At 45.0% G+C, this 24,154-nt stretch carries 23 protein-coding genes; 9 read left to right on the top strand and 14 right to left on the bottom strand.

Annotation, left to right across the window (positions count from 1 at the left end; all coding sequences use genetic code 11):
- Positions 1-47 precede the first annotated feature (47 nt).
- From R3D00_03715 to R3D00_03705, 3 genes are all read left to right on the top strand, one after another.
- A complete protein-coding gene (locus R3D00_03715; protein ID MEZ4772265.1) occupies positions 48-1,091 on the top strand; it encodes an adenylate/guanylate cyclase domain-containing protein in 1,044 nt (347 codons plus the stop codon).
- A gap of 2 nt (positions 1,092-1,093) precedes the next feature.
- The gene (locus tag R3D00_03710; GenBank protein ID MEZ4772264.1) at positions 1,094-2,614 is read left to right on the top strand and encodes a class I adenylate-forming enzyme family protein; all 1,521 of its coding nucleotides are present in this window, start codon (positions 1,094-1,096) and stop codon (positions 2,612-2,614) included.
- A gap of 66 nt (positions 2,615-2,680) precedes the next feature.
- Positions 2,681-2,908: a DUF433 domain-containing protein gene (locus tag R3D00_03705; GenBank protein MEZ4772263.1), complete on the top strand. Its 228-nt coding sequence runs from the start codon at positions 2,681-2,683 to the stop codon at positions 2,906-2,908.
- A 58-nt stretch (positions 2,909-2,966) separates the two neighbouring features.
- Here R3D00_03705 and R3D00_03700 read toward each other — a convergent pair whose 3' ends face one another.
- The 7 genes from R3D00_03700 to R3D00_03670 all read right to left on the bottom strand — a co-directional run bounded on the left by R3D00_03700 (position 2,967) and on the right by R3D00_03670 (position 12,964).
- On the bottom strand, positions 2,967-3,692 hold the full coding sequence (locus R3D00_03700) for a formylglycine-generating enzyme family protein (GenBank protein ID MEZ4772262.1): 726 nt from the start codon (positions 3,690-3,692) through the stop codon (positions 2,967-2,969).
- Positions 3,693-3,834: 142 nt separating this feature from the next.
- Complete coding sequence (locus tag R3D00_03695; protein MEZ4772261.1) at positions 3,835-5,085, bottom strand: hypothetical protein; 1,251 nt, start codon at positions 5,083-5,085, stop codon at positions 3,835-3,837.
- Positions 5,086-5,099: 14 nt separating this feature from the next.
- Positions 5,100-8,519 carry a COR domain-containing protein gene (locus R3D00_03690; protein ID MEZ4772260.1) on the bottom strand — a complete coding sequence of 1,140 codons (3,420 nt, stop codon included), beginning with the start codon at positions 8,517-8,519 and terminating at the stop codon, positions 5,100-5,102.
- Between the two features lie 274 nt (positions 8,520-8,793).
- A complete protein-coding gene (locus tag R3D00_03685; protein MEZ4772259.1) occupies positions 8,794-10,458 on the bottom strand; it encodes a serine hydrolase domain-containing protein in 1,665 nt (554 codons plus the stop codon).
- A 105-nt stretch (positions 10,459-10,563) separates the two neighbouring features.
- The gene (locus tag R3D00_03680) at positions 10,564-10,854 is read right to left on the bottom strand and encodes a transposase (GenBank protein MEZ4772258.1); all 291 of its coding nucleotides are present in this window, start codon (positions 10,852-10,854) and stop codon (positions 10,564-10,566) included.
- A complete protein-coding gene (locus tag R3D00_03675) occupies positions 10,844-12,403 on the bottom strand; it encodes an aldehyde dehydrogenase family protein (protein ID MEZ4772257.1) in 1,560 nt (519 codons plus the stop codon). Before R3D00_03675 ends, R3D00_03680 begins: the two co-directional genes overlap by 11 nt.
- Before the next feature lie 6 nt (positions 12,404-12,409).
- Positions 12,410-12,964 carry a DUF4920 domain-containing protein gene (locus R3D00_03670; protein MEZ4772256.1) on the bottom strand — a complete coding sequence of 185 codons (555 nt, stop codon included), beginning with the start codon at positions 12,962-12,964 and terminating at the stop codon, positions 12,410-12,412.
- A gap of 137 nt (positions 12,965-13,101) precedes the next feature.
- Between R3D00_03670 and R3D00_03665 the strand changes: the two genes are divergently transcribed.
- Positions 13,102-13,467: a hypothetical protein gene (locus R3D00_03665; protein ID MEZ4772255.1), complete on the top strand. Its 366-nt coding sequence runs from the start codon at positions 13,102-13,104 to the stop codon at positions 13,465-13,467.
- Here the strand turns inward: R3D00_03665 and R3D00_03660 are convergent.
- Positions 13,464-13,994, bottom strand: coding sequence for a Uma2 family endonuclease (locus R3D00_03660; protein MEZ4772254.1), 531 nt, complete (start codon positions 13,992-13,994; stop codon positions 13,464-13,466). The genes R3D00_03665 and R3D00_03660 overlap by 4 nt on opposite strands.
- A 127-nt stretch (positions 13,995-14,121) precedes the next feature.
- Between R3D00_03660 and aspS the strand changes: the two genes are divergently transcribed.
- Positions 14,122-15,891, top strand: coding sequence for an aspartate--tRNA ligase (gene aspS, locus R3D00_03655; GenBank protein ID MEZ4772253.1), 1,770 nt, complete (start codon positions 14,122-14,124; stop codon positions 15,889-15,891).
- A 9-nt stretch (positions 15,892-15,900) separates the two neighbouring features.
- On the opposite strand, the gene coaD is transcribed toward aspS, so the two are convergent.
- From coaD to R3D00_03640, 3 genes are read right to left on the bottom strand one after another with little or no spacing between them, the layout of a single operon-like run.
- Entirely contained in the window at positions 15,901-16,377 is a 477-nt protein-coding gene (gene coaD / locus R3D00_03650; protein ID MEZ4772252.1) for a pantetheine-phosphate adenylyltransferase, read from the bottom strand.
- Positions 16,378-16,413: 36 nt separating this feature from the next.
- Positions 16,414-16,956, bottom strand: a complete 543-nt coding sequence (rsmD, locus tag R3D00_03645) for a 16S rRNA (guanine(966)-N(2))-methyltransferase RsmD (protein ID MEZ4772251.1) — start codon at positions 16,954-16,956, stop codon at positions 16,414-16,416.
- Positions 16,953-17,801: a DUF3822 family protein gene (locus R3D00_03640; GenBank protein MEZ4772250.1), complete on the bottom strand. Its 849-nt coding sequence runs from the start codon at positions 17,799-17,801 to the stop codon at positions 16,953-16,955. Before R3D00_03640 ends, rsmD begins: the two co-directional genes overlap by 4 nt.
- A gap of 203 nt (positions 17,802-18,004) precedes the next feature.
- On the opposite strand from R3D00_03640, the gene R3D00_03635 reads away from it, so the two are divergent.
- The gene (locus R3D00_03635; protein MEZ4772249.1) at positions 18,005-18,658 is read left to right on the top strand and encodes a hypothetical protein; all 654 of its coding nucleotides are present in this window, start codon (positions 18,005-18,007) and stop codon (positions 18,656-18,658) included.
- A gap of 122 nt (positions 18,659-18,780) precedes the next feature.
- Positions 18,781-19,659, top strand: coding sequence for a succinate--CoA ligase subunit alpha (gene sucD / locus R3D00_03630; protein ID MEZ4772248.1), 879 nt, complete (start codon positions 18,781-18,783; stop codon positions 19,657-19,659).
- Between the two features lie 54 nt (positions 19,660-19,713).
- Here sucD and R3D00_03625 read toward each other — a convergent pair whose 3' ends face one another.
- Positions 19,714-20,670, bottom strand: coding sequence for a PhoH family protein (locus R3D00_03625; GenBank protein MEZ4772247.1), 957 nt, complete (start codon positions 20,668-20,670; stop codon positions 19,714-19,716).
- 283 nt (positions 20,671-20,953) lie between these two features.
- Between R3D00_03625 and R3D00_03620 the strand changes: the two genes are divergently transcribed.
- Positions 20,954-21,733 carry an SAM-dependent chlorinase/fluorinase gene (locus tag R3D00_03620; protein MEZ4772246.1) on the top strand — a complete coding sequence of 260 codons (780 nt, stop codon included), beginning with the start codon at positions 20,954-20,956 and terminating at the stop codon, positions 21,731-21,733.
- Positions 21,734-21,737: 4 nt separating this feature from the next.
- Here R3D00_03620 and R3D00_03615 read toward each other — a convergent pair whose 3' ends face one another.
- Complete coding sequence (locus R3D00_03615) at positions 21,738-22,409, bottom strand: hypothetical protein (GenBank protein MEZ4772245.1); 672 nt, start codon at positions 22,407-22,409, stop codon at positions 21,738-21,740.
- Positions 22,410-22,591: 182 nt separating this feature from the next.
- Between R3D00_03615 and mtaB the strand changes: the two genes are divergently transcribed.
- Positions 22,592-23,896, top strand: a complete 1,305-nt coding sequence (gene mtaB / locus R3D00_03610) for a tRNA (N(6)-L-threonylcarbamoyladenosine(37)-C(2))-methylthiotransferase MtaB (protein ID MEZ4772244.1) — start codon at positions 22,592-22,594, stop codon at positions 23,894-23,896.
- On the opposite strand, the gene R3D00_03605 is transcribed toward mtaB, so the two are convergent.
- Positions 23,880-24,128: a hypothetical protein gene (locus R3D00_03605; GenBank protein MEZ4772243.1), complete on the bottom strand. Its 249-nt coding sequence runs from the start codon at positions 24,126-24,128 to the stop codon at positions 23,880-23,882. The two genes, mtaB and R3D00_03605, sit on opposite strands and share 17 nt — an antisense overlap.
- Between the last annotated feature and the right edge of the window lie 26 nt (positions 24,129-24,154).

Here is a 24,154-nt window from a genome sequence, read left to right as displayed (position 1 = left end):
AACTTAGGGTCAACTATTGCCGTAACTTCATACTTTTATCAGTATTTATGAACAACCAGGCATTCTCCAGATTATTAGAAAGGGGCCTCTACGGAGGGATCGTAGGGATTGTCTATGCCGTATTAAATCTGGGTGGTGAATGGAAACTTATCGCCGTAACCGTCAGTATCGGGTTTTCGATAGGTTTTTTTACCGGATTGCTCGACCGCTGGTTATTTAATACCAACTTACGGCGACAGCAGTTTATGATTGTCTTGTTAGTGCGTACCCTGGTTTATCTCGCAGTGATCAGCATATCGCTTGTGTTGGTCGCGGGTATTTACACCGCGCTTACCACTGAGACCAATTTCTCCGACCTGGCAAGTTCTCCCGTGCTGTCAAACTGGATTGCCGGCGGCGAGTTTGCCTATATAGTCTTTTACAGTCTGGTAGTATTGCTTGTATTGCAGTTTGTGACACTGGTATCACGACTTCTCGGCCCCAATGTCCTTTTCAACTACCTGCTGGGGCGTTATCACACCCCCAAAGAAGAGGAGCGGATTTTTATGTTTATGGATTTGCGCGCCTCCACGACCATTGCCGAGCGGCTGGGACATTTGAAGTGGCACAATTTCCTCAACGACTTTTTCTTTGATATAGCCAAACCCGTGCGCAGCAGTCAGGGAGAAATCTACCAGTATGTAGGCGACGAAGTAGTAATCAGCTGGCCCAGAAAGATTGGACTAAAAAACAACAACTGTATCCATTGTTTTTTTGATATCTGGGACCGGATGGAAAAGCGGCGGGAACGATACCTGAAGAAATACGGTTATGAACCGGTTTTCAAAGCAGGCTATCATATCGGCGTAGTCATTGTCGGGGAAATCGGCGACTACAAAAGAGAGATTGTGTTTCACGGCGATACGGTCAATACAGCTTCCCGTATTCAGTTGGAGTGCAACCACTACAACCGGCGGCTCCTTTTGTCCAACACCCTGTTGGAGCAGCTCGACTACCGCAAAGAATACGTTTCGGAATACATTACGAAAATCCGCCTCCGGGGTAAGGAGGAGGAACTCGAATTATACAGCCTGGACCCGGTTGGGGATTAATTATGCTCTTCACAGATAAACTACTCACAGCCCTTCAAAACCTGCCGCCAGACAAACCGGCGCTGGTGAAAAACGGCCACCCTGTATTTCCGGAAGAAATATTTTCCTCCGCCCACCAACTCGCTATTCAGCTCCAAAAACGCGGAATGGTCGCCGGTGATAAAGTAGTGATTGCCTCCGCTCCGGGGCAGGATTTTCTCATAATCATCTACGCCCTGGTCATGGTGCGGGCGGTTGTCGCCATCATTGATCCCGAGATGGGCCGGGAAAACTACCAGGCAAAACTCCGCCAGTTTGCCCCGGGCTGGGGATTTGTAGATTCTCGCCTGCTGCTGTTGCAGGAGCAGCCGCTGATACGGTGGTTGTATTTCCGCAAAAATAAAAAAGGCCTGTATTTCCCCCGTTTTCGGGGACTGAAAGTCATATCCACCGGACCGTTTATGCCTTTGTTTCAGGCGCATATTCCCATGCGCCAGCTAAAAAAACAAAAATCGCAACCGGAAGATTTGCACGAAACTTCTCCCGACCAGCCATTTTTGATTACCTATACCTCCGGTACGATATCAGAGCCTAAGGGCGTGGTACATACCCTTGGTTCGCTTCAGGCGAGCATCGGGCATATTGTCAGGCTGATGGGCAATCCGGAAGGTCAGCGGGTGGCTACGCATTTGCCCTCATTTATGCTCATGGGACTGAGCGCAGCAATCCCCGTTTACCTGTGGGATTACAGCAAAGATGCAGCGTATAAACTCGATTTTATCGAAAAAAACCATATCACGATTCTCTTCGGCCCGCCCAGCGACTATCTGGAATTGATTCAGCACTGCGAAAAAACGGGCCGGAAGTTGCCCGAAAGCCTTGAGCATGTGATGTTGGGTTCGGCCCCGGTTTACCCCTCCTTTCTGGAAAAACTGATCAACTATCTGCCTTCCCACACCCGGATCACGGCATTATACGGCATGACCGAACACCTGCTCGTTGCGACGATTGACGGGAGAGAAAAAGCCCGATGGCAGGGACAGGGAGACAACCTCGGTAAGCCGGTGGAGGAAACAGAAGTGACGGTAAATGAGGAAGGCGAAATCCTTGTCCGGTCGGCGCAGTTATTTACCCGCTACTGGCATCTGGAGGAAAGAGAGACCCCGCATCGGAGCGGAGATTTGGGTTATTTTGATACGGAAGGAAACCTTATCCTCACGGGCCGGAAAAAGGACATGATCATCCGCCGCAACATGAACATATACCCGGGCCTGTACGAACCCACGATCAACAAGATCCCCGGCATCACCGAAGCGGTGATGGTAGGCGTGTACAGTGAGGAAAAATTTGACGAAGTCGTCTATCTCATCGTCGAAGCCGAAAAACCCCTCACCGAAGCAGAAATCATGCAGCAACTCCGCTACGGCAAATACTCCATCGATCAGGAGGCATTGCCCGACCACATCATCTTCCGCACCCTGCCCCGCAGCGGCCGGCAGAACAAGGTCGATCGGCAAGCGATACGGAGAGAGGTGGGGGGATGAGAAAAAGGAATAGCAGGGAATAGCACAATTTTTGTATATTTACGATACCATCAATCAACCATACGGATGTATATCTACAAAAATATTATTACGATTGAGCCCGGGAAGCGAAGCGGAAAACCCTGCATCAGAGGTATGAGGATCGCCGTGGTAGATATTTTACGGTGGTACGCCTCAGGAATGACAGTTGAAGATATTCTGGCAGATTATCCTGAACTTACCAAAGAAGACCTTTCGGTTGCGCTGGAGTTTGCGATTGAGCAAATGATGAAAATCGGGTATGCTGCTGCATGAGGTTGGGTGGACTCAGCAGTAAAAAACTATGCATTAACTGGAGATTTATTGACAATGCCTATTCTTCACCTGAAGGTGCAGACATCGCGAGGCGGAAGCCAAGATAAGGGTCCCGAAGCACCGGCGAAATGCTGAGGCGAAACGCAATGCGGCAGCGGTCCGGAGTGCTCCCCCAGCTACCGCCACGAAACACACGATCAGACCCCCGATTTTCGCTGCTAACCCACGCAGAGCCATCAGTTGGCGCATCTATATAATTGTTATGCCAGTCGTCCTCACACCACTCCCATATATTCCCGCTCAAATCATATATCCCCAACTCGTTAGGTAGTTTTTGTCCGACGGGATGAGTTTTGTTTTCACTATTCTCATCATACCATCCCACCTCTTTTAGTTTATCGCTTCCTGCGTAGAGATATCCCTGGCTATAAATACCCCCACGGGCAGCAAACTCCCACTCCGCTTCTGTGGGCAGCCGGTAGGTTTTGCCAGACTTTTCATTCAGTTTTTGAATAAACGTTTTTGCATTAGTCCACGATACCTTCTCCACCGGGCGGTTTTTGCCTTTGAATTCTGATGGATTATTTCCCATCACCGCCTGCCACAAGGCCTGCGTCACAGGGTATTTCCCCATATAAAACGAGGACACCTGTACCCTATGAATCGGCTTTTCATTGTCACGAGCCTCTGCGTCGCTTCCCCCCATACCAAACTCTCCGCCTTCCACAAAGATCATCTCGTGGTGGGGGAGAGTTTTTTCAAAATTCGAAAAATAAATAGCCATAAATTCCTGAAATTAACACACTATACGGCTTAGTCTGAAACAATCCATCTATCTTCCCGGTCTAAATAAAACATTGTACTTGTTCACTTTTTATAGAGATACAAAAAAAAGCGCATGTGGATCGATCCTCTAGAATTTTTCTTCACATGAATAAGTCCACTAATTGAATAATTCCATCTCGTACATTGGCAATCTGAATAAGATATTCGTTAGCAGTAACTAAGCCCTTTGCTTTCTCACTTTCGATACCTGTTAATCGGCTTTGTAGCCCTAATACATCATTATAGTAAGGCTTCTCTGCCTCTTTCGATTTATACTCTAATTTTTCTAGCGCTATCTTTAATTTATTTTGGCTAATAAGATAGTTAATATATGCTTTCGGATCAGTCTCAAAATCAGAGGGGGGAGCCACTGCTTGTGATTTTATTTGATCTAAAATAGCCTCAATAGCTTGATTCCTAGCTGTAAGGATATGATGCTTAATCTTCTCTGCGAGTGACATAAATTCTTCAGGATTGCTTGTAATGAGAATCTGATTGGTTGAAATATCAGTGTACCAGTCAGTATGAGTAGATGGCAAATTTTCGGAAGTAAGGGTATCAGTACTAATAAAAAAACACTTCTCTTTCACAATTCTCTCCCGCACTTCCCTTAATGAGGAACCATTGTGATTCATAAAGATTTTATATTCTTGAAAACAATTATTTCCAACTTTATGCAGTATATCCCGATTAATGAGTTGAATAAAAGTCATTGATTTTTCGCAGTGATCTCCCAGTTCAGGTGTGATTCCTAGATAAGTTGAATGAGTATGATGCCCTATTACTCCATTCAATCGCAAGTACTCGCTTAGTATTATGGCAAAGGAATTATTTTTTTTTAACTCTTTTTCGTTAACTAAAATTTTAGAAGATTGGATAATTGCCTTTATTAACTCTTTATATTGTCTATAAGGCAGGAAATCAATATCAAAAGAAAAGAAAAAGCAATTCCACCCCATTAGCTTATCAAAGATTAGGTTAAAATGAGATTGGATTTCTGAAGTCCATATATGAAAAAAAGTAGACGAAATAAGTGCTCTGAGTATCTGTTTTTGTCGATTAAGGGAGGGGTTATATGTTCTTTTGCTTTCATCAATTAATTCATAGGCAAACTTCAAGCAATGAATCACTTGTTCATCCGGCAATTGTTCAAAAGAAACTCTTCTTTCTAGTTTTAATTTTGCTTCCCTTATAGGGGTCTGCCATCTATAGATTTCTTGCTCTTCATCAAATGAGAGGTCGTCTTTACTGTTTTTTTCTAATGCATTAGCAATCACTTTCCCATTCAAATCCAGAAAAGCTACTTCGTACTTTGCATATAGTAGAATAAGAGTATTTTTAATGTCTTTCATTTTAAAATCATTTATCACTCATCCTTAATTTCATTATTTGTTTCAGGGATAAAATATTTTTCAAGTTCTAATTTTAGTCTTTCATTTTCCAATAGTAGGTTTTTTAGTTTTTCTTCTAGGCTATCTGTTTTTTCTTTGCTTATTCTAACTTTTAGAAATTTATTGAGATGGTATAAATCATCATACAATTTACTAAGTCGATTTTGTTGTTTTGGCGTGAGTTCACCAGTTTCTTCGATTAATTCCAACTCTGTAATTTCTTTCTCCCAATCTTCTTTAAATATTGAGTTAACTGTTTGGTAATTGTCTAAACCTTCTTCAATCTCAAATACTTTTTCGTAAAGTTCATTTGCCATCGCTCCAATAAAATCACCTTCATACTGCTGAATCCCAAAATCATCTACTTTTCCTCGTTTGCGCATGACCGAGACTTCCCCAGAGAAGCACCCTGAAACAATGAGAGGGCTGTGAGCAGAAATAATAAACTGGATTTGTGGAAAAATCCTTCGAAGTAAGGCTATAATCTTTTGTTGCCAACTAGGATGAAGATGTGCATCCAATTCGTCTATGAATACTATTGCCCTCTGCTTTAGCAAGTTATCATCGGGGATGTCGGGATAAATAGATCTGAGGTAGAAAAAAATCAAACCAAATACTGATATAATAGATAATGTACCCTGAGATGCATGTTGTATAAGAATCGGGATATCTCTATTTCCTTCTGTGTGAACCCATATTTCAAACATGGCATTATCTAAGCTTTTGATTTCATAAAACTCGAAGTCGCTATCAGAAAGTGAATTGAGAATATTCTTCACTAACTTAAACACTGGTTGATCAAAGCTTTTTCCTTTTTCCAAGTAACTAATGCAAAGCTGATACAGAAAAGTCTGGATTATGGATTCATACGGCTTTTGGTGCAAAAAATGGAATGCCCCGTTACTCCGGAGATCACTATTTTCAACACTTAAAGGAGATAATTGAGAAACAGAGCGATTGATAAATCGAGAATCCGGTATTGCCAATACTGGGATTCTTCCATAATGTTCCACAAAGGCAGTTGGACTCCGTTTAATACTTTTTTCGTCTTCTCCTTGTTCAATATAAAGCGCTATATTTGCTTCTGGTTTACATTTTTGGAAGTATTTATCTATTAGATCATTTTCTTTTAATAAGAAGGCTGCTAAAAGCCGCATAAAATGACTTTTTCCAAATCCATTTTTACCAAGAAGAATATTTATATTGGGTTGAAACTTCAATCTGAGTGATTGGAAAAATCGGATGCCGTCCACTTTAAACTCCTTTAGCACAACAGGGGCAGATAGATTGATTTTGAAAAATTTTTCTTCTTGAATTTTTTCATATTGATCGAACGCCCGTTGAGCCTCTTCTTCCCGATTTAACTTCCGATAAACACTGAATAGTTCAAGCCAAATTTCGGAGTCATCAGGTTTCTCACTCAATTCTTTTTCAAATTCAACAACTCTACTTTGAAGATATTCTTTTCCTTCAAAAGTAAGTAAATGGAGAATAGACTCTCGTATTTTATTTAGCTCTATGTGATCGACAAGAAGTCCTTTCCTAAAATCGTTTTCATATCTGTTTAGTTGAGATATAACGAGGCTTATTTGGTCTATTAATTTAGAATCCTTTCGTCTTTCTGCGTAAGATTTAAAGGAATTTAGAGCATTTTCAAGATCATCGTTTTCAACTAAAACCCTAATATGATCAAGATTTAATTGGGAAAATACACCTCTCCGCAGGTCTCGTATTGAAACATCCTCTCCGCTTTTAACACATTCAATAGTTTGTTTTCCTTTTTGCTCTCGGCTTATTAATACACTCAGATCAAAAAAGTGTGGCTCATTGCTACTTACACAACTTTCACAACAACAGGGAATTTTTTCCTCAAATTTCAGGGTGGGAAAGGATCGGGTATGGATATGTTCCAGTTCTTTGCGAATACGATGAAGGAGGTAACGAGAGTTATCATGTGCTCCTCGCACTTCAATGGCAATGATTTTACTTCCCGTTTTGCCGTCTTCAGTTTCCTCTACCAATGCTTGACAGCTCTCCTGAATAACCAAAATGCCTTTTTCCCAGACTATTTTTTTCTCTTCCTGCACGGAAATATAAGGATGCAGCCGCACAATCAGCCGTCCGATAATGCCTTTGGGCATAAATGGGTACTGGTAGGTATAACGAAGGGTCTTTGCACTTCTATCCCAGGGAAAATGAGGGCGAATATCTGGAAGTAACTGAGGAGCTATATAAACGGTTTTGCCTTCTTCTTCGGCCTGAAAACATACCTCAAAACTGTCTTTCAGCATAAGGTTCATCAGGTGTCTTTGTTCTTCACGAGTATATTTTTTCTCCGACCAAATCTTCAGTAAAAGCTCTTTCTCAAATCTCCCCTGATTGTTTTTGACTTCTTCGTGTTTTAGGATTTCATATACGGCGTTTACCGCCCATTCGGGATTCAGAATCATCAAATCGGAAAGGTTGAGGTCTTCGTGATAATGCAAGATGATCCCCAGGTCGTGCAGCATCTGGCTCAGGTCGCTCATTTGAAGCTCTTCGTTTATCCCTTTTTCCCTGCATATCTCTTCAAAACGGGTATAGGTGATGTGATTGACTGTTTTACGGAGCTTGTACAGTTCTTTTCTCACCTCGCTCCAAAATGAGGGTATCTTCCAGGGAAGGTGAGTCATATACTCACAAAGGATGTTCTTAATAGCCCTGGTTAGCCCCTCCAGTCTGTCATCTTTTTTGGCAAAATCCACATCGCGTTTGATTACGTCCAGCCGGGGATAGTCTATTTTAGCAGCCTCTGGATCGTAAGGCCAGCGGGCGGTGATCGTGCCTCTTTCGTTGAGAATAACCAGAACAGGTAGTTTTTTTTCCTGTTTGGGATCGTAACCGAGCAGGTCAATAATTTTAAACCAGTAGGGGAAATTGGCTACTTCCCGCCTGCCGTCGGCAAGCAATACGTAAAACGACCGCCGGGTGAGGAAAAACTGATGGGTCATATACTGGATTTCCTGCCCGCCAAAATCCCAGAGATTTACAAGAAACGGCGTGCCGGGAAAATTCGGATGGTCAAATTGCCAGCCTTCCCGGATACTAATACCTACCGTACTGAGTTGGGTTTCGTCAGGAACTTTATGATTTGGGTTCTGAAGTTTGTTCCAAAGCGTGGTTTTCCCAGTTCCTCCTTCACCTACAATCAGCATTTTGACTTCATATACCTGGCTTTCCCCCTGGCTGGCCAACGCTGTCAAAAACCTGAGAATGGCCGCACCTCCCTGTTTGGTGGTTTCCTCCGTAGGGAAGGTAAGTGTATTGTCTTCCACATTCAAGGTCTCCACATTCACCATTCCGGCTGGGAAGCGGAGTTCTTTCAGCTTGTTTTCACTTAGATTGAGCGCCCGCATATCTTCGGGGCGCAAATTGGAGAGGCTGGTAATGGCATTCCACTGCGTATCCGTCAGGCCTGTTTTGGCCAGGTTCAGCCCGATCAGGCGATCTCCCTCCATCTGGTATTTGGGGGTATCTCTTTTATAGGCCATCAGCCCGGTGATGGGGTCAGGGTGTATGGGCGCAGGATAAAGGGTAAAACCCAGAATCTTTTCGATTTCTGTAATAAGGGCCGGCTTGCTCATTCATGGATATTTGTCCCAATATACAAATTATCACGAATGAGGGAAATCAATTGCCCCTTCCAAACCACACATTTCTGACCCGGCCCGCGTCGAGGGTAAATCCTTCCACGGCTTTGGCATTTTTGCGGGTGAAGCGCATGCTGCCCATATAAGGGTGGTAAAACTGGTCTTTCATTGCGGGCAGCAGGGGTAATTTCTGGCCATCGGCCAAAACAAGCTGGAGTTTGTTTTCCAAAGCTACCAGCTCAACTGTGTCTTTTATGTCCGCTGCGTAATATTTTCCGGCGTAGGTAATCAGGTCTTTTTCTGTCGGAATAAAGGGCTCATACCGGGTCAAAACCGTTGGTTGCTCCTGTCCCTGAATCACTTCCAGATGATCATCAAAAAATATTACGGTTGTTATTGCCGCCGCATCGGCTCCCATGATAAATTTTCCCTCGCCGACAGGGGTAAGCACACTTTCACTCTGACCGCCCCGGTTGTAGTACAAAACTCCGTCCCTCAATACAATCTCCCTGCTATTGCCATCCCAATCGTTCCAGTAAAAGCCGGTATAGGCTTTCAGTTTTTCAATGCTGAGACTGATGGGCTTTGGCTGGTAAACAGGCACCTCTGGCAAAAAATTCTTTTCCAATACCACATCGGCTACTTCATGCGCTATGCCCATTGGGTCAAATGTCTCCAAATTACTGAGGATAATGACGCTCACCCGCTGGTCGGGAAATTGTAAAAATCCTGAGCGATAACCGCCCAATGCTCCGCCATGACTGATGGTTCGAAGACCTTTATATTTGCCATTTTCCAGTGCAAATGCGTAGTTCAGTTCGGTACCGTCTTTGTATCTGCCGTTTGTCAGCATCTGGTCAATCAACGCCTGCCCCTGCTTTCCAATCTGATTGTGGTAAAAATTCTGGTCCCATTTGTACAAGTCTTCAACCGTGCTGTAAATGCCGCCCGAACCCACCAGGTCAAAACGCATCATCATATTGGCAAATGTGCCGTTTACCGGCTCGCCATATCCAAATGCCCGGTTGGGGATCAACCGTCGGTTGTCATCGTAATACTGTGTGGAAGTCATGCCCAATGGGCCAAAAATTCGCTCCTGTGCATATTCCCGAAGGTTTTTACCGGTCACTTTCCGTACGATCAGCGCCATCATAAAATAGCAGGAATTGCTGTACAGATAACGCGTTCCTGGCTCGAAGTTGAGATTTTTCTGGCGACAGATGATTTCGAGGGCTTCCTTTTCAGGCACCTTATCCAGATAGGAGCGCCCCGACATTTCCCACAACTGAAGATAATCCCGGATACCGCTGGTATGGTGAATCAGGTTGCGTATGGAAATCGGGTAGCCATAGTCGGGGAGTTGGGGGAAATATTTATGAATGTCATCGTCGAGGCTGATTTGCCCGTCTTCCGCCAGCAGGAGCATACACATTGCCACAAACTGCTTGGACACCGAACCAATATAAAACACGGTCCTGGGGTTAATCGCCAGTCCATGCTCCAGGTCGGCCATTCCATAACCTCGGGAATAGGCGATCTCTCCGTCTTTGATTACGGCAAGCGCACAACCCGGACTGTTGGTTTTGTCCCACGCCTGAAATATGCTGTCTATGGTTAATGTCTGAGTAGGTGAAAGCTGCTGCGCTGACATATAGGCTGACATATTGAACAGTAATATCAGGAGGAGTTTTGTGGACTGGCGCATAATGGAATGGGTATTCTTGAGGGTTTACACGAGGGAAGATAATAAATAAAAGCTAATGTTATCAATAGCGTGGGGTTTAAACCCCACGCTATTGATATAATATGGTTATAGATACACATTCCGCTTCAGAAATGCCTTATCACATCCCATAAGCGCCTCAAGCTCCTCTTCGTAGGCCATAAATTTGTGATGTTCGGGCTGCCGGCGGATATATTCCCTGATCATCTCAACATCCCATCTGCTCACAGAAAATCCACCATATCCGTTCTGCCACCGAAAGCCTCCCGGAAGCTGATTTTGGGTATTCATGATGCGCGAAGTAATTCCTTTCATTTGCTGTGCGGCCCATGCGATACTCTGGGTAGCTTTGAGGGAAACAATGGAATCAAATATCAAACTTAATCCCCTGAGCCAGCGGCAGTTCGTCGGACCAGTTGATGGTATTGGTCTGGCGCCGCATATAGGCCCGCCATGCGTCGGAGCCTGATTCACGGCCACCCCCGGTTTCCTTTTCTCCGCCGAAGGCGCCACCGATTTCTGCGCCGGAGGTTCCGATATTGACATTGGCTATGCCGCAATCGCTACCCATAAGGCTGAGGAACCGCTCAGACTCTTTCATGTTTTCGGTAAAAATAGCGGAGGAAAGTCCCTGCGGTACGGCATTGTTTTGCGCTACAGCGTCCTCCAGGCCCGAATATTTCATCAGGTAGAGGATCGGCGCAAAGGTTTCTTTCTGTACGGTTTTGTAGTGGTTTTCGGCCTCCACAATGGCTGGCATTACATAGGTTCCGGTTTCAAAACCTTCTCCCTCCAGTACCTTCCCGCCAAAAACGAGTTTCCCGCCTTCGGCTTGAATTTCGCGCAATGACAACATCATTCCTTCTACCGCCTGCGTATCAATCAGGGGACCGATCAGCGTTTTGGGACTCAGGGGGTGGCCGATCCGCGACTCGAGTGAATGGTAGGCGTTGATGAGTTTTTCCTTGAAAGTATCGTAAATCTCTTCATCGATGATGAGACGGCGGGTTGAAGTACAGCGTTGTCCGCAAGTACCTACCGCACCAAATACGATCGCCGGAATTGCCAGCTTCAGATTGGCGTGGCGAGAAATGATAATGGCGTTGTTGCCGCCGAGTTCGAGCAGGGTTTTACCCAGACGTTTGCCGACAGTCTCAGCCACAATTTTACCCATGCGGGTAGAACCTGTCGCTGAAATCAGCGGAATACGGTGATCGGATGCCATTGCCTGGCCTATCTCCCGGTCGCCGATGACGAGGTTAAATATGCCTTCAGGCAGGTTATTGTCCTTCAGCACCCCGGAGATAATATTCATACAGGCAATGCCGGTCAGTGGCGTTTTTTCGCTCGGTTTCCAGACAGAAACATTTCCGCAGACAGCAGCAATCATCGAGTTCCATGCCCAGACTGCAACAGGAAAGTTGAAGGCAGAGATGATACCGATTACGCCCAGCGGATGCCATTGTTCGTACATCCGGTGGTGTTTGCGCTCTGACTGCATCGTCAGACCATAGAGTTGACGTGAAAGGCCCACGGCAAAGTCGCAGATGTCAATCATCTCCTGCACTTCGCCCAGGCCTTCCTGATAGATTTTACCCATCTCCAGCGAGACCAGTTTACCCAGCGGCTCCTTGTATTCCCTTAGTTTTCCGCCGATCTGGCGCACAATCTCTCCGCGCTGAGGGGCAGGCATTTCCCGCCAGATTTTGAAGGCCTCCTGCGCAGTCTCCATGACCTGCTCGTATTGTTCGGCATCCGCATAGCTGACATTTGCCAGCAATTCGCCATTTGCAGCGGAATAAATGGGATGAAAATTGCCACCGTAGGCAAATACGGGCACAGTCCCGGTATGTGTTACGGGTCCTTTTTCACTAATTCCCAGGGTAGCAAGGAGTTCCTGTAGTTCTGTTCTCGTTTGGGTTTTCATTTATTTTTATCCTTTGATCATTACGCCTGTGGCTTCGAATGAAAGTTCCACTTTAGGCTCTGTATATTTTTCTGCGGCAGCTTCTTCGGTCATTCCGCCATCTACGGCATAGTGACGAAGGGTTTCTACGGATGTGGTATCATAAGCAATACGTCCTTCAAATACGGCTGTTTTACCGGCCGCATCTTTAGGTACAAAAAAGCCGTAATCCCGGAAGGTAACGCGCATAGATTCTTCGTTGGGGAGTTTCACAGTCATCCAGCAACCTTTTGCCTGACAACATGCATCGATCGTACCCTCCAGTTTGACCATTTGGTCGGCGCTGCCCGCAGGCATGATTTCGCTTACTTTTACAATGGGAAGTGCGCCTTCTTCTGAGATTCGAAGTCCGTGAAAAGAAATCATCCCATCGGGAGAAACACTGTCAGCAGGGTAAACCATTTTCTCTGCGGTGGTTTCTGAATTTTCCGCTGCGGATTCGTCGTGGTGATTATCAGCTGATTCGCTGCAGGCAAAAATAAATAAGGCAGCAGCCAGCATAAGAAATAAAGTCTTTTTCATGTTTTTGTATTTATTTATTGGAAATCAAGACCACAAATGTACTGAATTATGCTTTCAGGGGCAATTGTTATCCGTCGGGAATCTATCTTTCACACAGGATTTTCGTAATATTAACCTGGCAGTAAAAAAATATAGCTATGTCTGATTTTAAACGACTTACCCGCCTCTCAAAAAGTATCATTCCCCGCTTTGAAAGGGGCCGTTCCCGCCATTACAACCATGGGGATGCGCGCATGATGATCAATGATCTGGGCATGCAGATGTCTCCGGAAGTGCTCCAAAAACTGGTCTCCAATGCGGAAGTTCTGGAAGATTTTCTCAACAGCATCTACCAGCTGGAACAAAAAATAAATAAGGAAGTGGTTACCGAATACGCGACCATTGACACGGAATACGAACCGAAAGTGTATGTAGAAGAGCGCTCAGTGGGATTTTCCATCACCTACAAGGGAAAAGAGGTGGTTTTTGCAGAATATGAGCTGGAAGAAAAAGATGACATCTAAAAAATTTCCCTGAAGTCGAAGTCAAACACGCATTCACCCAAATCAAAAGTAACCTGGCCGGAAACTTCCAGTCTTGCATATTTTCCGTCTATCAGCTCATACACTTCCACCCACTTCTGATCAGGCTCTACCAGCCAGTAATATTTAATGCCATTGGATTCGTAGAGACGAAATTTCAGGTTTTGGTCTTTCATGGCGGTGGATGGTGAGAGGATCTCCACGACCAGGGTTGGCAGGCTATTATCCTCGTACTTTTCATCACCACAAACAATTGATATATCCGGCTGTAGTATTGTATCCTCATTGATCTGGATATCAATGGGATGAAAGACATCACAATTATCGCATTTGCTCAGCTTCTGATAAAATACTGAAGAAATTGCTACACTTATTTTCTGATGGCTTCGCCGGGGCGCTGGCGACATTGCATATGGGATACCGTGAATCAATTCCCAGTTACCTTCCCATTTTTTATAATCATCCACCGTATAATGTGGCAAATCGCCAAATGAAATATGATTGGACATACACTCTGATTTGATCCGTTAAAGATAATACGATTTTTTCACAATATTTCTGACTTTTTCCTCCAAAAAGTTCCCATTCTCCGGGTTAATCTCCTAGTTTTGCAGTCAGTTAAAATGTAATCCGAATATGAAGACAACACTCAGAACGCATAGTTGTGGTGAATTGAGAATGGAGCACGTCGGGCAGGAAGTTACGCTCTCCGGATGGGTTCACAAATCACGTGATCTTGGTTATATCCTCTTTATAGATCTCCGCGACCGCTACGGCATCACGCAGATCTCCATAAAATCTGACCAACTCCCTGAAATCTATGAGCAGGCCCGCAAACTGGGTCGCGAGTTTGTCGTAAGGGTTACCGGAAAGGTAGATGAGCGGGAAAGCAAAAATACCAAAATACCCACAGGGGAGGTAGAACTTACGCCTTCCCTCATTGAGGTAATCAGCGAATCCAAACTTCCGCCCTTCAAAATCGAAAATGATACAGATGGCGGGGAAGAACTCCGCATGGAATACCGCTACCTCGATATCCGTCGCCCCAAAATGCGCGACAACCTCATTCTGCGTGCCAAAGCCATGAAGGCCGTACGCGAATACCTGGATGAAAACTTTTTTGTCGAAATAGAAACGCCTTTTCTTATTAAATCTACGCCGGAAGGGGCCCGCGACTTTGTCGTGCCTTCCCGCTTGTCCAAAGGCTCTTTCTACGCCCTGCCTCAGTCTCCGCAGATTCTGAAACAATTGCTCATGGTAGCGGGCATGGACCGCTATTATCAGATTGTAAAATGTTTCCGCGATGAAGACTTCCGCGGCGACCGCCAGCCTGAGTTCACACAGATAGACTGCGAAATGTCTTTTGTACAGCAAAAAGACGTACTCGATATGTTTGAAGGCATGGCCAAACATGTGTTCAAAAGGGTGCTGGATGTCGATTTGCCGCCATTCCTTTGGCTTACTTATAAAGATGCCATCCGCTACTACGGTTCGGATAAGCCGGATCTCCGTTTTGACTGCAAAATCATCGAACTCAATGAGGTGATGGGTGGTACCGAATTCAGCATGTTTAACAGCCTGCTGGAATCCGATGGCCTTATCGCAGCAGTAAACGCCAAAGGCTGCGCGCACTATACCCGTAAACAAACCGACCGCCTGACCGATTTTGTAAAAGAACCCCACCGTGGCGCTTCCGGGCTGGTCTATATCAAATACAATGAAGACGGTACTTTCAAGTCTTCCATTGACAAGTTTTATTCTCCCGAACATCTTCAGCGTATCTGCGAATTTGCAGGTGCTCAACCGGGTGATATGCTGCTACTCGTAGCAGACAAACTGAAAAACAAAACCCGCAAGATTCTCGGTGACCTTCGTTTGCTCCTGGGCAAAGAAGAGGGATGGATTGACCCCAAAGCCTGGTCAGTATTCTGGGTAGTGGATTTTCCGCTGTTTGAGAAAGACGAAGAAACCGGGGAACTCACATTTGCCCACCACCCATTCTGTATGCCAAGAGAGCATGACCTGGAATATCTGTACAGCGATCCTGAGCGGGTTGTGGCGCAGAGTTACGATATGGTGATGAACGGCAACGAAATTGTGAGTGGAAGTATCAGGGTTCACCGCAAAGATGTACAGGACAAAATATTCGACATTCTGGGGCTGACCGAAGCAGAAAAAGACGCGAAGTTTGGCTTTATGCTGCGGGCATTTGAATATGGAGCACCCCCGCATGGAGGTTGTGCCTTTGGTGTTGACCGGTTTGTGATGTTGCTGGCAGGAGAATCCAGCATACGCGATGTCATCGCCTTCCCCAAAACGGCCGGAGGCCGCGACCTGATGATGGATGCTCCCGCAGAAATTCCCGCAAATGCTATGAAGGATCTGGGTATTAAGCTGGATTTGTAATATTCCGGCTTAATACATCAATTCCCTCACAAAAGGTACTATTTCCGGCGGCAATAGTCCGTCGATATGGCCTTTGTATTTGATCACCTCGCGCACAATCGTCGAGGAAATCATCGCAGTGTCGGGACTGCTAAGGAGATGTACATTTTCTATCTCCGGAGCCATATGTTTGTTGATCAGCTCGATCGGCTGCTCATAACTCAAATCCTGAGGGGACCGCAATCCTCTCAGGATAAATTTTGCGCCCTGCTCTCTTGCAAAATCTACCGTCAACCCTTCGTAGGATGTCACGATAATCTGGTCAGAATCCGCAAAGCAGGCTTCCAGCATTTTCATCCGGTCTTCCAGGCTAAACAGGTATTTTTTATGGCTATTAACTCCAATAGCAACAATTACCTCATCAAAAATGGCACAACCACGCCTGATTATTTCTACATGGCCGATCGTGATAGGGTCAAATGAGCCTGGAAAGATTGCTTTTTTCATACTGGTGGGTAGTGAGACTTGTATTAAGATACTGATTTATCGGGAATGGCGAAAAAAACTAAGGGTTGAGCTTCCATAAACGCGGGAAAAGTCAAATCCGGCAAGGGCAGAAAATTGGGTATGTGAAGTGTGTTCGACCACCAGAAGTCCGTCTATTGCCAACCAGTTATTTTCCATAAGCTGCGCAACCAATTCTCCCTGCCGGGGCATATCGTAGGGCGGATCCATAAAAATGAGTCCGTAAGGATCGGCGGCAGGTTGTTTGACAAACTGCCAGACATTGGCCCGTATGGCCTGGGCGTTGGTGATGGAAAGTTCTGAAAACGATGCCTGAATAGCTGCGATACATTTGGCATGCTGGTCCACACTGGTGACATGTGCAGCACCGCGGCTAAGGCATTCCAGGGAAATATTCCCTGTTCCGGCAAACAGATCCAATACCTTTATTTCAGGCCATTCCAGTTCGTTATTGAGGATATTAAATAATGCTTCTTTTGTGCGGTCAGTGGTAGGTCTGACTGGCAATCCTTTAGGCACGCGGATATTCCTTCCGCCATATTTCCCCCCGATAATTCTCATAACATTCCGTCAATATTTGCCAGAAATGAAAACTTCCACCACTGAGTACCGGCAGTTTCTGAGACAAAAAATGGCGACTCCGGGCCGGGAATATTTATATCCGTGAGATATTCCCAAATACCGCCTTCTCTGGTAATTTTTTCGCCCAGTTCTCCCATTATACATACAGGGATATTACTTTGCATAAGCCCGGTGACTTCCTTTACTGTCTGGATAAAATAAACCATATCTGAAGCAGACCTGTATTGGTAACTATTACACAACAATAACTGTTTTTTCTTTACAGCAGAAATCAGCACATAATCATCCATCACCAATACAGAAATCATCGCATGGTCAGCGCATGCCTGAATCGTAGTCTCTGCCATCAGAAGCCCGATATGGCTGAGAGAATAATGCCGGATATATCTGTCAAGCAAATGAGGAATCCCGGGTCTGAGTGAATATAACAGACTGGCGCGAAGGGTTTTGCTTTCACAGGTGATGATTTCCCCATCTTCGAGCTGGTCGCTGAGAGTCGCACGGGCAAGCAATCCTTTTTTCCCTGCATCCCACCACTTATCAGGAACAAAGGTGAATAAAGGAGAGGATATATAAATCCGGCAGTTGAGAAATGGCTCGGACAATAATTTATCCTTTTCAAGCACAAACCGGAGAAACATTTCCTGGGAAAACCCGTCGGAATTGATACACTCGCGACACAGCACAACTTCCCCTGAAGGCGAAAGCAGCAGGTAATAGATACGGGACGTCTGGACAAAAACCACAAGATGACAGGTGGCTATGAGCGAATCCCTGATATCCTGCGGAATATGGGTAATTTGTTCAAACGGTGTACGATTCATAAAGTCCCGGTTCGGGGTGATTTTCTCACGAATATTCATCCAAAAGCGGATGATGCTCATTGGGTCTTTTCAGCCTGCGACAAATTACGTATTTTTAATAGTATCGCCCAAAGATGAACACAAACCCATGTAAATTCGTTTTAAAGTAATAGGAAAAAAGTCTACTTTCATTTTTTGCTTTTACCAAATAACAGATTGATAATATGCGTAAAATACTGGTTTTTTTGAGTATCACTTTTGGTTTAGGGACTGCGAAGTTACATGCTCAGTTTGTGGACAGGCTTGTCCCTCATATGGGGTTTATGTGGGAATTTGCTACGATTGAACAGACACCCGGAGCACCAGTTTCTACTCTGTCAAGCTTTTACAATTTTCATATTGGCTCCTATTACACCATTGCGCACTACAATGATATATTCAGCTTTGGCGTCGATCCCAGCTTGCAATTTGGACTAAACTTCGTCCCGGTTTCCAATGGGTCTGCCATATTTACCCGTGTCAATTATGTAGTGCAGGTACCGGTGTATCTGATGGGAAGAGTTGGCGCAAACGCTACCTCCTACAACCAACAGTCGGTAGGTTTTGGACTGGGGATTGGTACAAGCTATACGTATCTGTCTCAGCAGACAGACAATATATCTCTGAGGAGAAAAACACGCAACGGGTATACCAATCCCAGCGTTGTGGCAGAACTGACGATTTTGTCAAGAGGAAACCCAATCACCGGAAGATTTCATTTTTCCCCTATCAGAACAAATGCAGACCTGGTTTTTAAAGATGTAAATACCAAAGACGAAGTGTCTTCTTTCACCTTTCCTATGGGCAACTGGGGAATCGGTCTGATCTATGGATTCTGATTAGCAGAATTAATAAAAATAAAAAGCCTCGTCTGAATAAGACGGGGCTTTTATTTTTGAAGGATTGCGGGTAACTTTGCACAGATAGTTTTCCCCTTTTCAACCAATTCCTATCACCGCTCATGAGTATATTAGTAAACAAAAACTCTAAAGTCATCGTCCAGGGTTTTACCGGTAAAGAAGGAACCTTCCATGCACAGCAAATGATTGATTACGGCACCCAGGTCGTAGGAGGTGTTACTCCCGGCAAAGGAGGCCAATCTCATCTGGATCGCCCCGTCTTCAATACAGCTGCCGATGCAGTAAAAGCAACCGGTGCTAATGTATCCATCATTTTTGTACCGCCGGCATTTGCTGCAGATGCTATTATGGAAGCGGCAGATTCGGGTGTAAGCCTGATTGTAACCATTACAGAAGGTATTCCGGTCAATGATATGATCTACGCCAAAAAGTATATTGATGATCGTGGCGTACGCATGATCGGCCCCAATTGCCCCGGTGTCATTACCCCCGGTGAATGTAAACTGGGAATTATGCCCGGCTTCATCCACAATCCTGGAAGAGTGGGTATTATCAGCCGCTCCGGAACCCTTACCTATGAGGCAGTCGATCAGGTAACCAAACAAGGCCTGGGGCAGTCCACCTGCGTAGGCATCGGTGGTGACCCCATCATTGGCTCTACCCACCTGGATATTATCAAATTGTTTAACGAAGATCCCGATACCGATGGAATCATCATGATTGGTGAAATCGGGGGATCAAACGAAGAAATAGCCGCTTACTGGATCAAAGAAAATGTTAAAAAACCCGTAGTCGGTTTTATCGCTGGACAGACAGCCCCTCCCGGACGCCGCATGGGCCACGCAGGTGCGATCGTATCCGGTGGTAAAGGTACTGCATCAGAAAAAATGCGGGTCATGGCAGATTGCGGTATCCACGTGGTGGAAACGCCTGCTGACATCGGCAGTACAATGGCCCGGGCCCTGCAACAGCTCGCCTAGGTTCAACGATTTCAAGATTTGATTAAATTAGGATTTACAAAAGGCCGGAAATGATTATTTGTTTCCGGCTTTTTCATATGCTGCAAGAATATCTTTGACCAGTCTGTGCCTTACCACATCTGTAGCAGAAAGCCGCACAAATGCGATCCCCTTAATACCAGTCATCAGGCGGGAAACCTGAATCAGCCCCGACCGCACCCGCGAAGGAAGGTCAATCTGCGTATCATCGCCGGTTATGATCATATGTGAATGCTCTCCCAAACGGGTAAGAAACATCTTCATCTGCATCTCCGTGGCATTCTGCGCCTCATCCATGATTACATACGAATGACTAAGGGTACGCCCCCTCATATACGCCAGTGGCACAATCTCTATGATATTATTGTCCATGTAGTATTTGAGCTTTTCGGTATGAATCATATCCCCCAACGCATCATATAAAGGGCGCAGATACGGATCTACCTTTTCCTTCATATCGCCGGGAAGAAAACCCAGACTTTCACCCGCATCAACTGCCGGACGGCATAAAACAATCTTTCTGACTTTTTTTTCCTTCAACGCCCGAACCGCAAGCGCAACCGCCATATAGGTTTTACCTGTTCCCGCAGGACCAATTGCGAATATGATATCGTTTTGATGTTCTGCCCCTACCATTTGGCGCTGCCCTTTATTTTTGGGCCTGACGATTATGCCGCCTCCGCCATGCACAATCACCTCATCTTCCGAAGCATATGGGATTTCATGATTGATTTCAGGAGATGAGGGCAGAAGGATTTCATTGAATTTATTTTCAGAGATTTTTCCCTTTCTCTTGATTTCATCGAAAATAGCAGCCAGAATAGCTTTTATTTTCTCGATTCTTTCTACTTCGCCCTGCACTTTCAGTTCGTCTCCCCTCGCAACAAACTTCAACTCGGGGAACCCTTCTTCAATCTGATGCAGACGCACATTATTCACACCGTAAACTTCCAGCGGGCTAATGTCTTCCAGCAAAAAAGTGTGCTCAATCAATACTTTTTATTTTATTTGCCTAAGTAATATCTATACTAAAATACGGAATTTTTGTTCTCTCTTCAAAAGAAAACCTCCAGGTAAGCCTGTACAAAACATTCATAATTTTTCCTGATTTTCATACAAAGCATTACGTATTTTCGTTGTATAAAGGTAATTCTCGACAATTCCACCTGAATACTTGCAGAATCCACCGGAATCTATTGATTTAGAATGATGTTACTTGTAATATGGCATCTGAAGTAATTATTTGTTCCGGCGCAGCTGTTGGTTCGTCAATACTATGGCAATCATAACTTTGACATCGGACCTGGGGGATAGCAGTCATTATTCGGCTATCCTTAAAGGCGTGATTTTATCCCTTTTCAAGGGCGTTGATATTATTGATGTAACTCATAATATCAACAACTTTGATATTATGCACGCCGCATATGTGGTCAAGCATACATATCCCTCATTTCCTGAGGGAACAATCCATGTGGTGGCGGTCGATCCGGAGCACTCAGAGGCGCGTATTCCGGTAGTTGTGATGGCAAATGGCCAGTATTTTATCGGCCCTGATAATGGCGTAATGAGCCTGATCTGCGACAAAAATATTCAGCACAGTGTAGAAATCACCAATCCGGCGCTTATGCTCGACCGGTATCCTAAATCTTTCAGAGCTGCCAGAATTTTTGCGCCTACTGCTGCGTTTATCGCCAGCGGAGGTACACTTGAGGAAATCGGTGAGCCTACCAATATACGCGATCTTCGCTGGGGAGAGCCCAGTTATAACGGAAATTGTCTTCGGGGAAAAATTATCTATATCGACAAGTTTGGCAACGCCGTCACCAATATCCAGAAGGATGGATTCCTTCAGATCAAACAGGACCGGAGGTTCGAAATATTTATCCGCAATGTAAGGCTCAGGCGAATTGTCAATACCTACTCAGATGTCAGCAAAGCTGATGCACTGGCTATATTCGGTGAAAGCGACAACCTCGAAATCGCCATGCGTGAAGCCTCCGCCGCAGAACTGCTCGGGCTAAAGGTTCACGATATGATTACGATTGAATTTAACTAACCGCTCAACGCCCGTCACCGTCTCCTTCCAATTCTTCTTCCAGAAGCTTATCGTCATTTTCGTCCTCGAGCAACAACTTGTCTGTATCACCAGCATCCATCTCAAGATCCAGATCCAAATCTTCCAGATCTTCCTCCAAAATCAGTCTCATCATATCATCTTCGTCAGACATCTCATCAAAAGGCTCGCTTGTGACAACTTTGGCCAACAATCCCTGACTGGGAATCTCACTACCAAAGTATGCTACCCGCAAATTGTTGAGGTAATCAATCATACTCTGTGTTACAATCACATCATTTTTCAACCGCTGGGATGAGGGAACGTGTGGCGCTGTATTGGCAAACTTTATGATTTTGCTGCAATGAAGACTGACAATATAGGTGTAATCTCTGAAAACGAGCTTTAACTCCGGAATAAAACACTCCGGTCCGACCAACGGGTCTTCCTCATAAATGAAATCGTCAAGGTTATTAATCGAATCCTCTACAGAGTACTGGATTTTTACTTTCTTCAGATCAAATCTTGTAGTATAACACAGCGCAATATCTTCCGCTGTTTTTACATCTACCTGAACAAGATACATGGTCTCCTGGCTCTCGACCTGCGCTTTCATCACTGGCGCACCGAAAACCATCACCCAAACAGTAAGCAGGACGGGAATAAATTTGAGGATCATATAGTTTACTAATCTTGTAGTCTAACGCACAGATTCATGCGAAATTACACTTTCCTTTTGGAGAAATTTACGGGTTGTACCCCACCGGTAGAATTTGATGTTCCATTTGCGACAAGGCCTGTCTATTTACGAAATATTCCCGTATTTGTGCTATCTTTGCCTCAAATTATGATGATTTGGGCATGCAAACCGTCGCTTTTCATACTCTTGGCTGCAAACTTAATTTTTCCGAAACTTCCACTATCGCCCGGCAGTTTCTCAGTGCTGGTTATACCAAAACAGACTTCTCCAACGCTGCCGATGTGTATGTGGTCAATACCTGCTCGGTTACAGAAAACGCAAACAAAACCTGCAAACGCATCATCCGCCAGGCGCTCAGACAAAATCCGGAAGCCTATGTCATCGTAGTTGGATGTTATGCCCAGCTAAAACCTCTGGAAATCGCCGAAATCCCTGGCGTGGATATGGTGCTGGGAGCTGGTGATAAATTTCGTATTCTCGAACTGGTAAAAGACTTTACCAAAGAAAAAAATCCCTGTGTTTTCAATGACAATATCCGCTCTGTTCAGGATTTCCGGGAATCGTATTCTGTTGGCGACCGCACCCGCTCTTTTTTGAAAATTCAGGATGGCTGCGATTATAAATGCAGCTTTTGTACAATCCCGCTTGCCCGGGGAAAAAGCAGAAGCGACACCATTGAAAATATCGTCACCAATGCCCGTAAAATTGCGGAGAGCGGTGTAAAGGAAATTGTACTTACAGGCGTAAATATCGGCGATTATGGCAAAGACCAACCCGGTACATTTCTCGACGTGATCCAGGCACTCGATGAAGTAGCGGGCGTCGACCGTTACCGCATTTCCTCGATTGAACCCAACCTGCTCAACAACGACATCATTGCTTTTGTCGCCGGGTCTAAGCGGTTTATGCCGCATTTCCATGTTCCGCTTCAAAGTGGGAGCAATGAAATTCTCAGCAAAATGCGCCGTCGCTACAAAAGAGAACTGTACGCAGATCGCGTGAACACCATAAAATCACTTATGCCTCATGCCTGTATTGGTGTGGATGTGATTGTGGGTTTTCCAGGCGAAACAGATCAGCATTTTGAAGATACCTATCAGTTCCTCAACGAACTGGAGATTTCCTATCTGCACGTTTTTACTTATTCAGAACGGGAAAACACGCTGGCCGAAATCATGGAAGGACGAGTCCCCATGAAAGAAAGATATAGCAGAAATGAAAGACTGAGAATGCTTTCTGAAAAAAAACGCAGGTATTTTTATACACCTTTTGCCGGACAAACAAGAGCGGTTCTATTCGAAGGAAAAGAGGAAGATGGGAGAATGTTTGGATTTACGGATAACTACATCAAAGTAGTTACTCGGCATCGCGATGATTTTATCAATCAGATTGTCCCTGTAACCCTTGAGTCAGTCAATCCCGACGGTATCATGGAAGTTGCAGCGACTATTAGCCTTCATTATTGACCCGCATCTGGCGTGTCCTCCAATAGAAAGCCCCGCCTACAATCAGTATCAGTAAAAGTGGAAGACTGAGCAGATAAAAAACCCCTGCGTTTATTCCACCACCTACAATCAAATTTCCTGCGGCATCGCGTGAACCAGCGGCAGCTTTACACTGTGTACATTGGGCAAAAACACTTGAAAGTTGAAATAACATCAAGGCAAAGAAAACGGCTATTTTCAGGTATTTATGCATGATTCACAAATATACAAAATGCTTTC

It is taken from the genome of Bacteroidia bacterium, assembly GCA_041391665.1.
Lineage (GTDB): Bacteria > Bacteroidota > Bacteroidia > J057 > J057 > JAGQVA01.
This window is presented reverse-complemented; position numbering and strand designations above follow the sequence as displayed.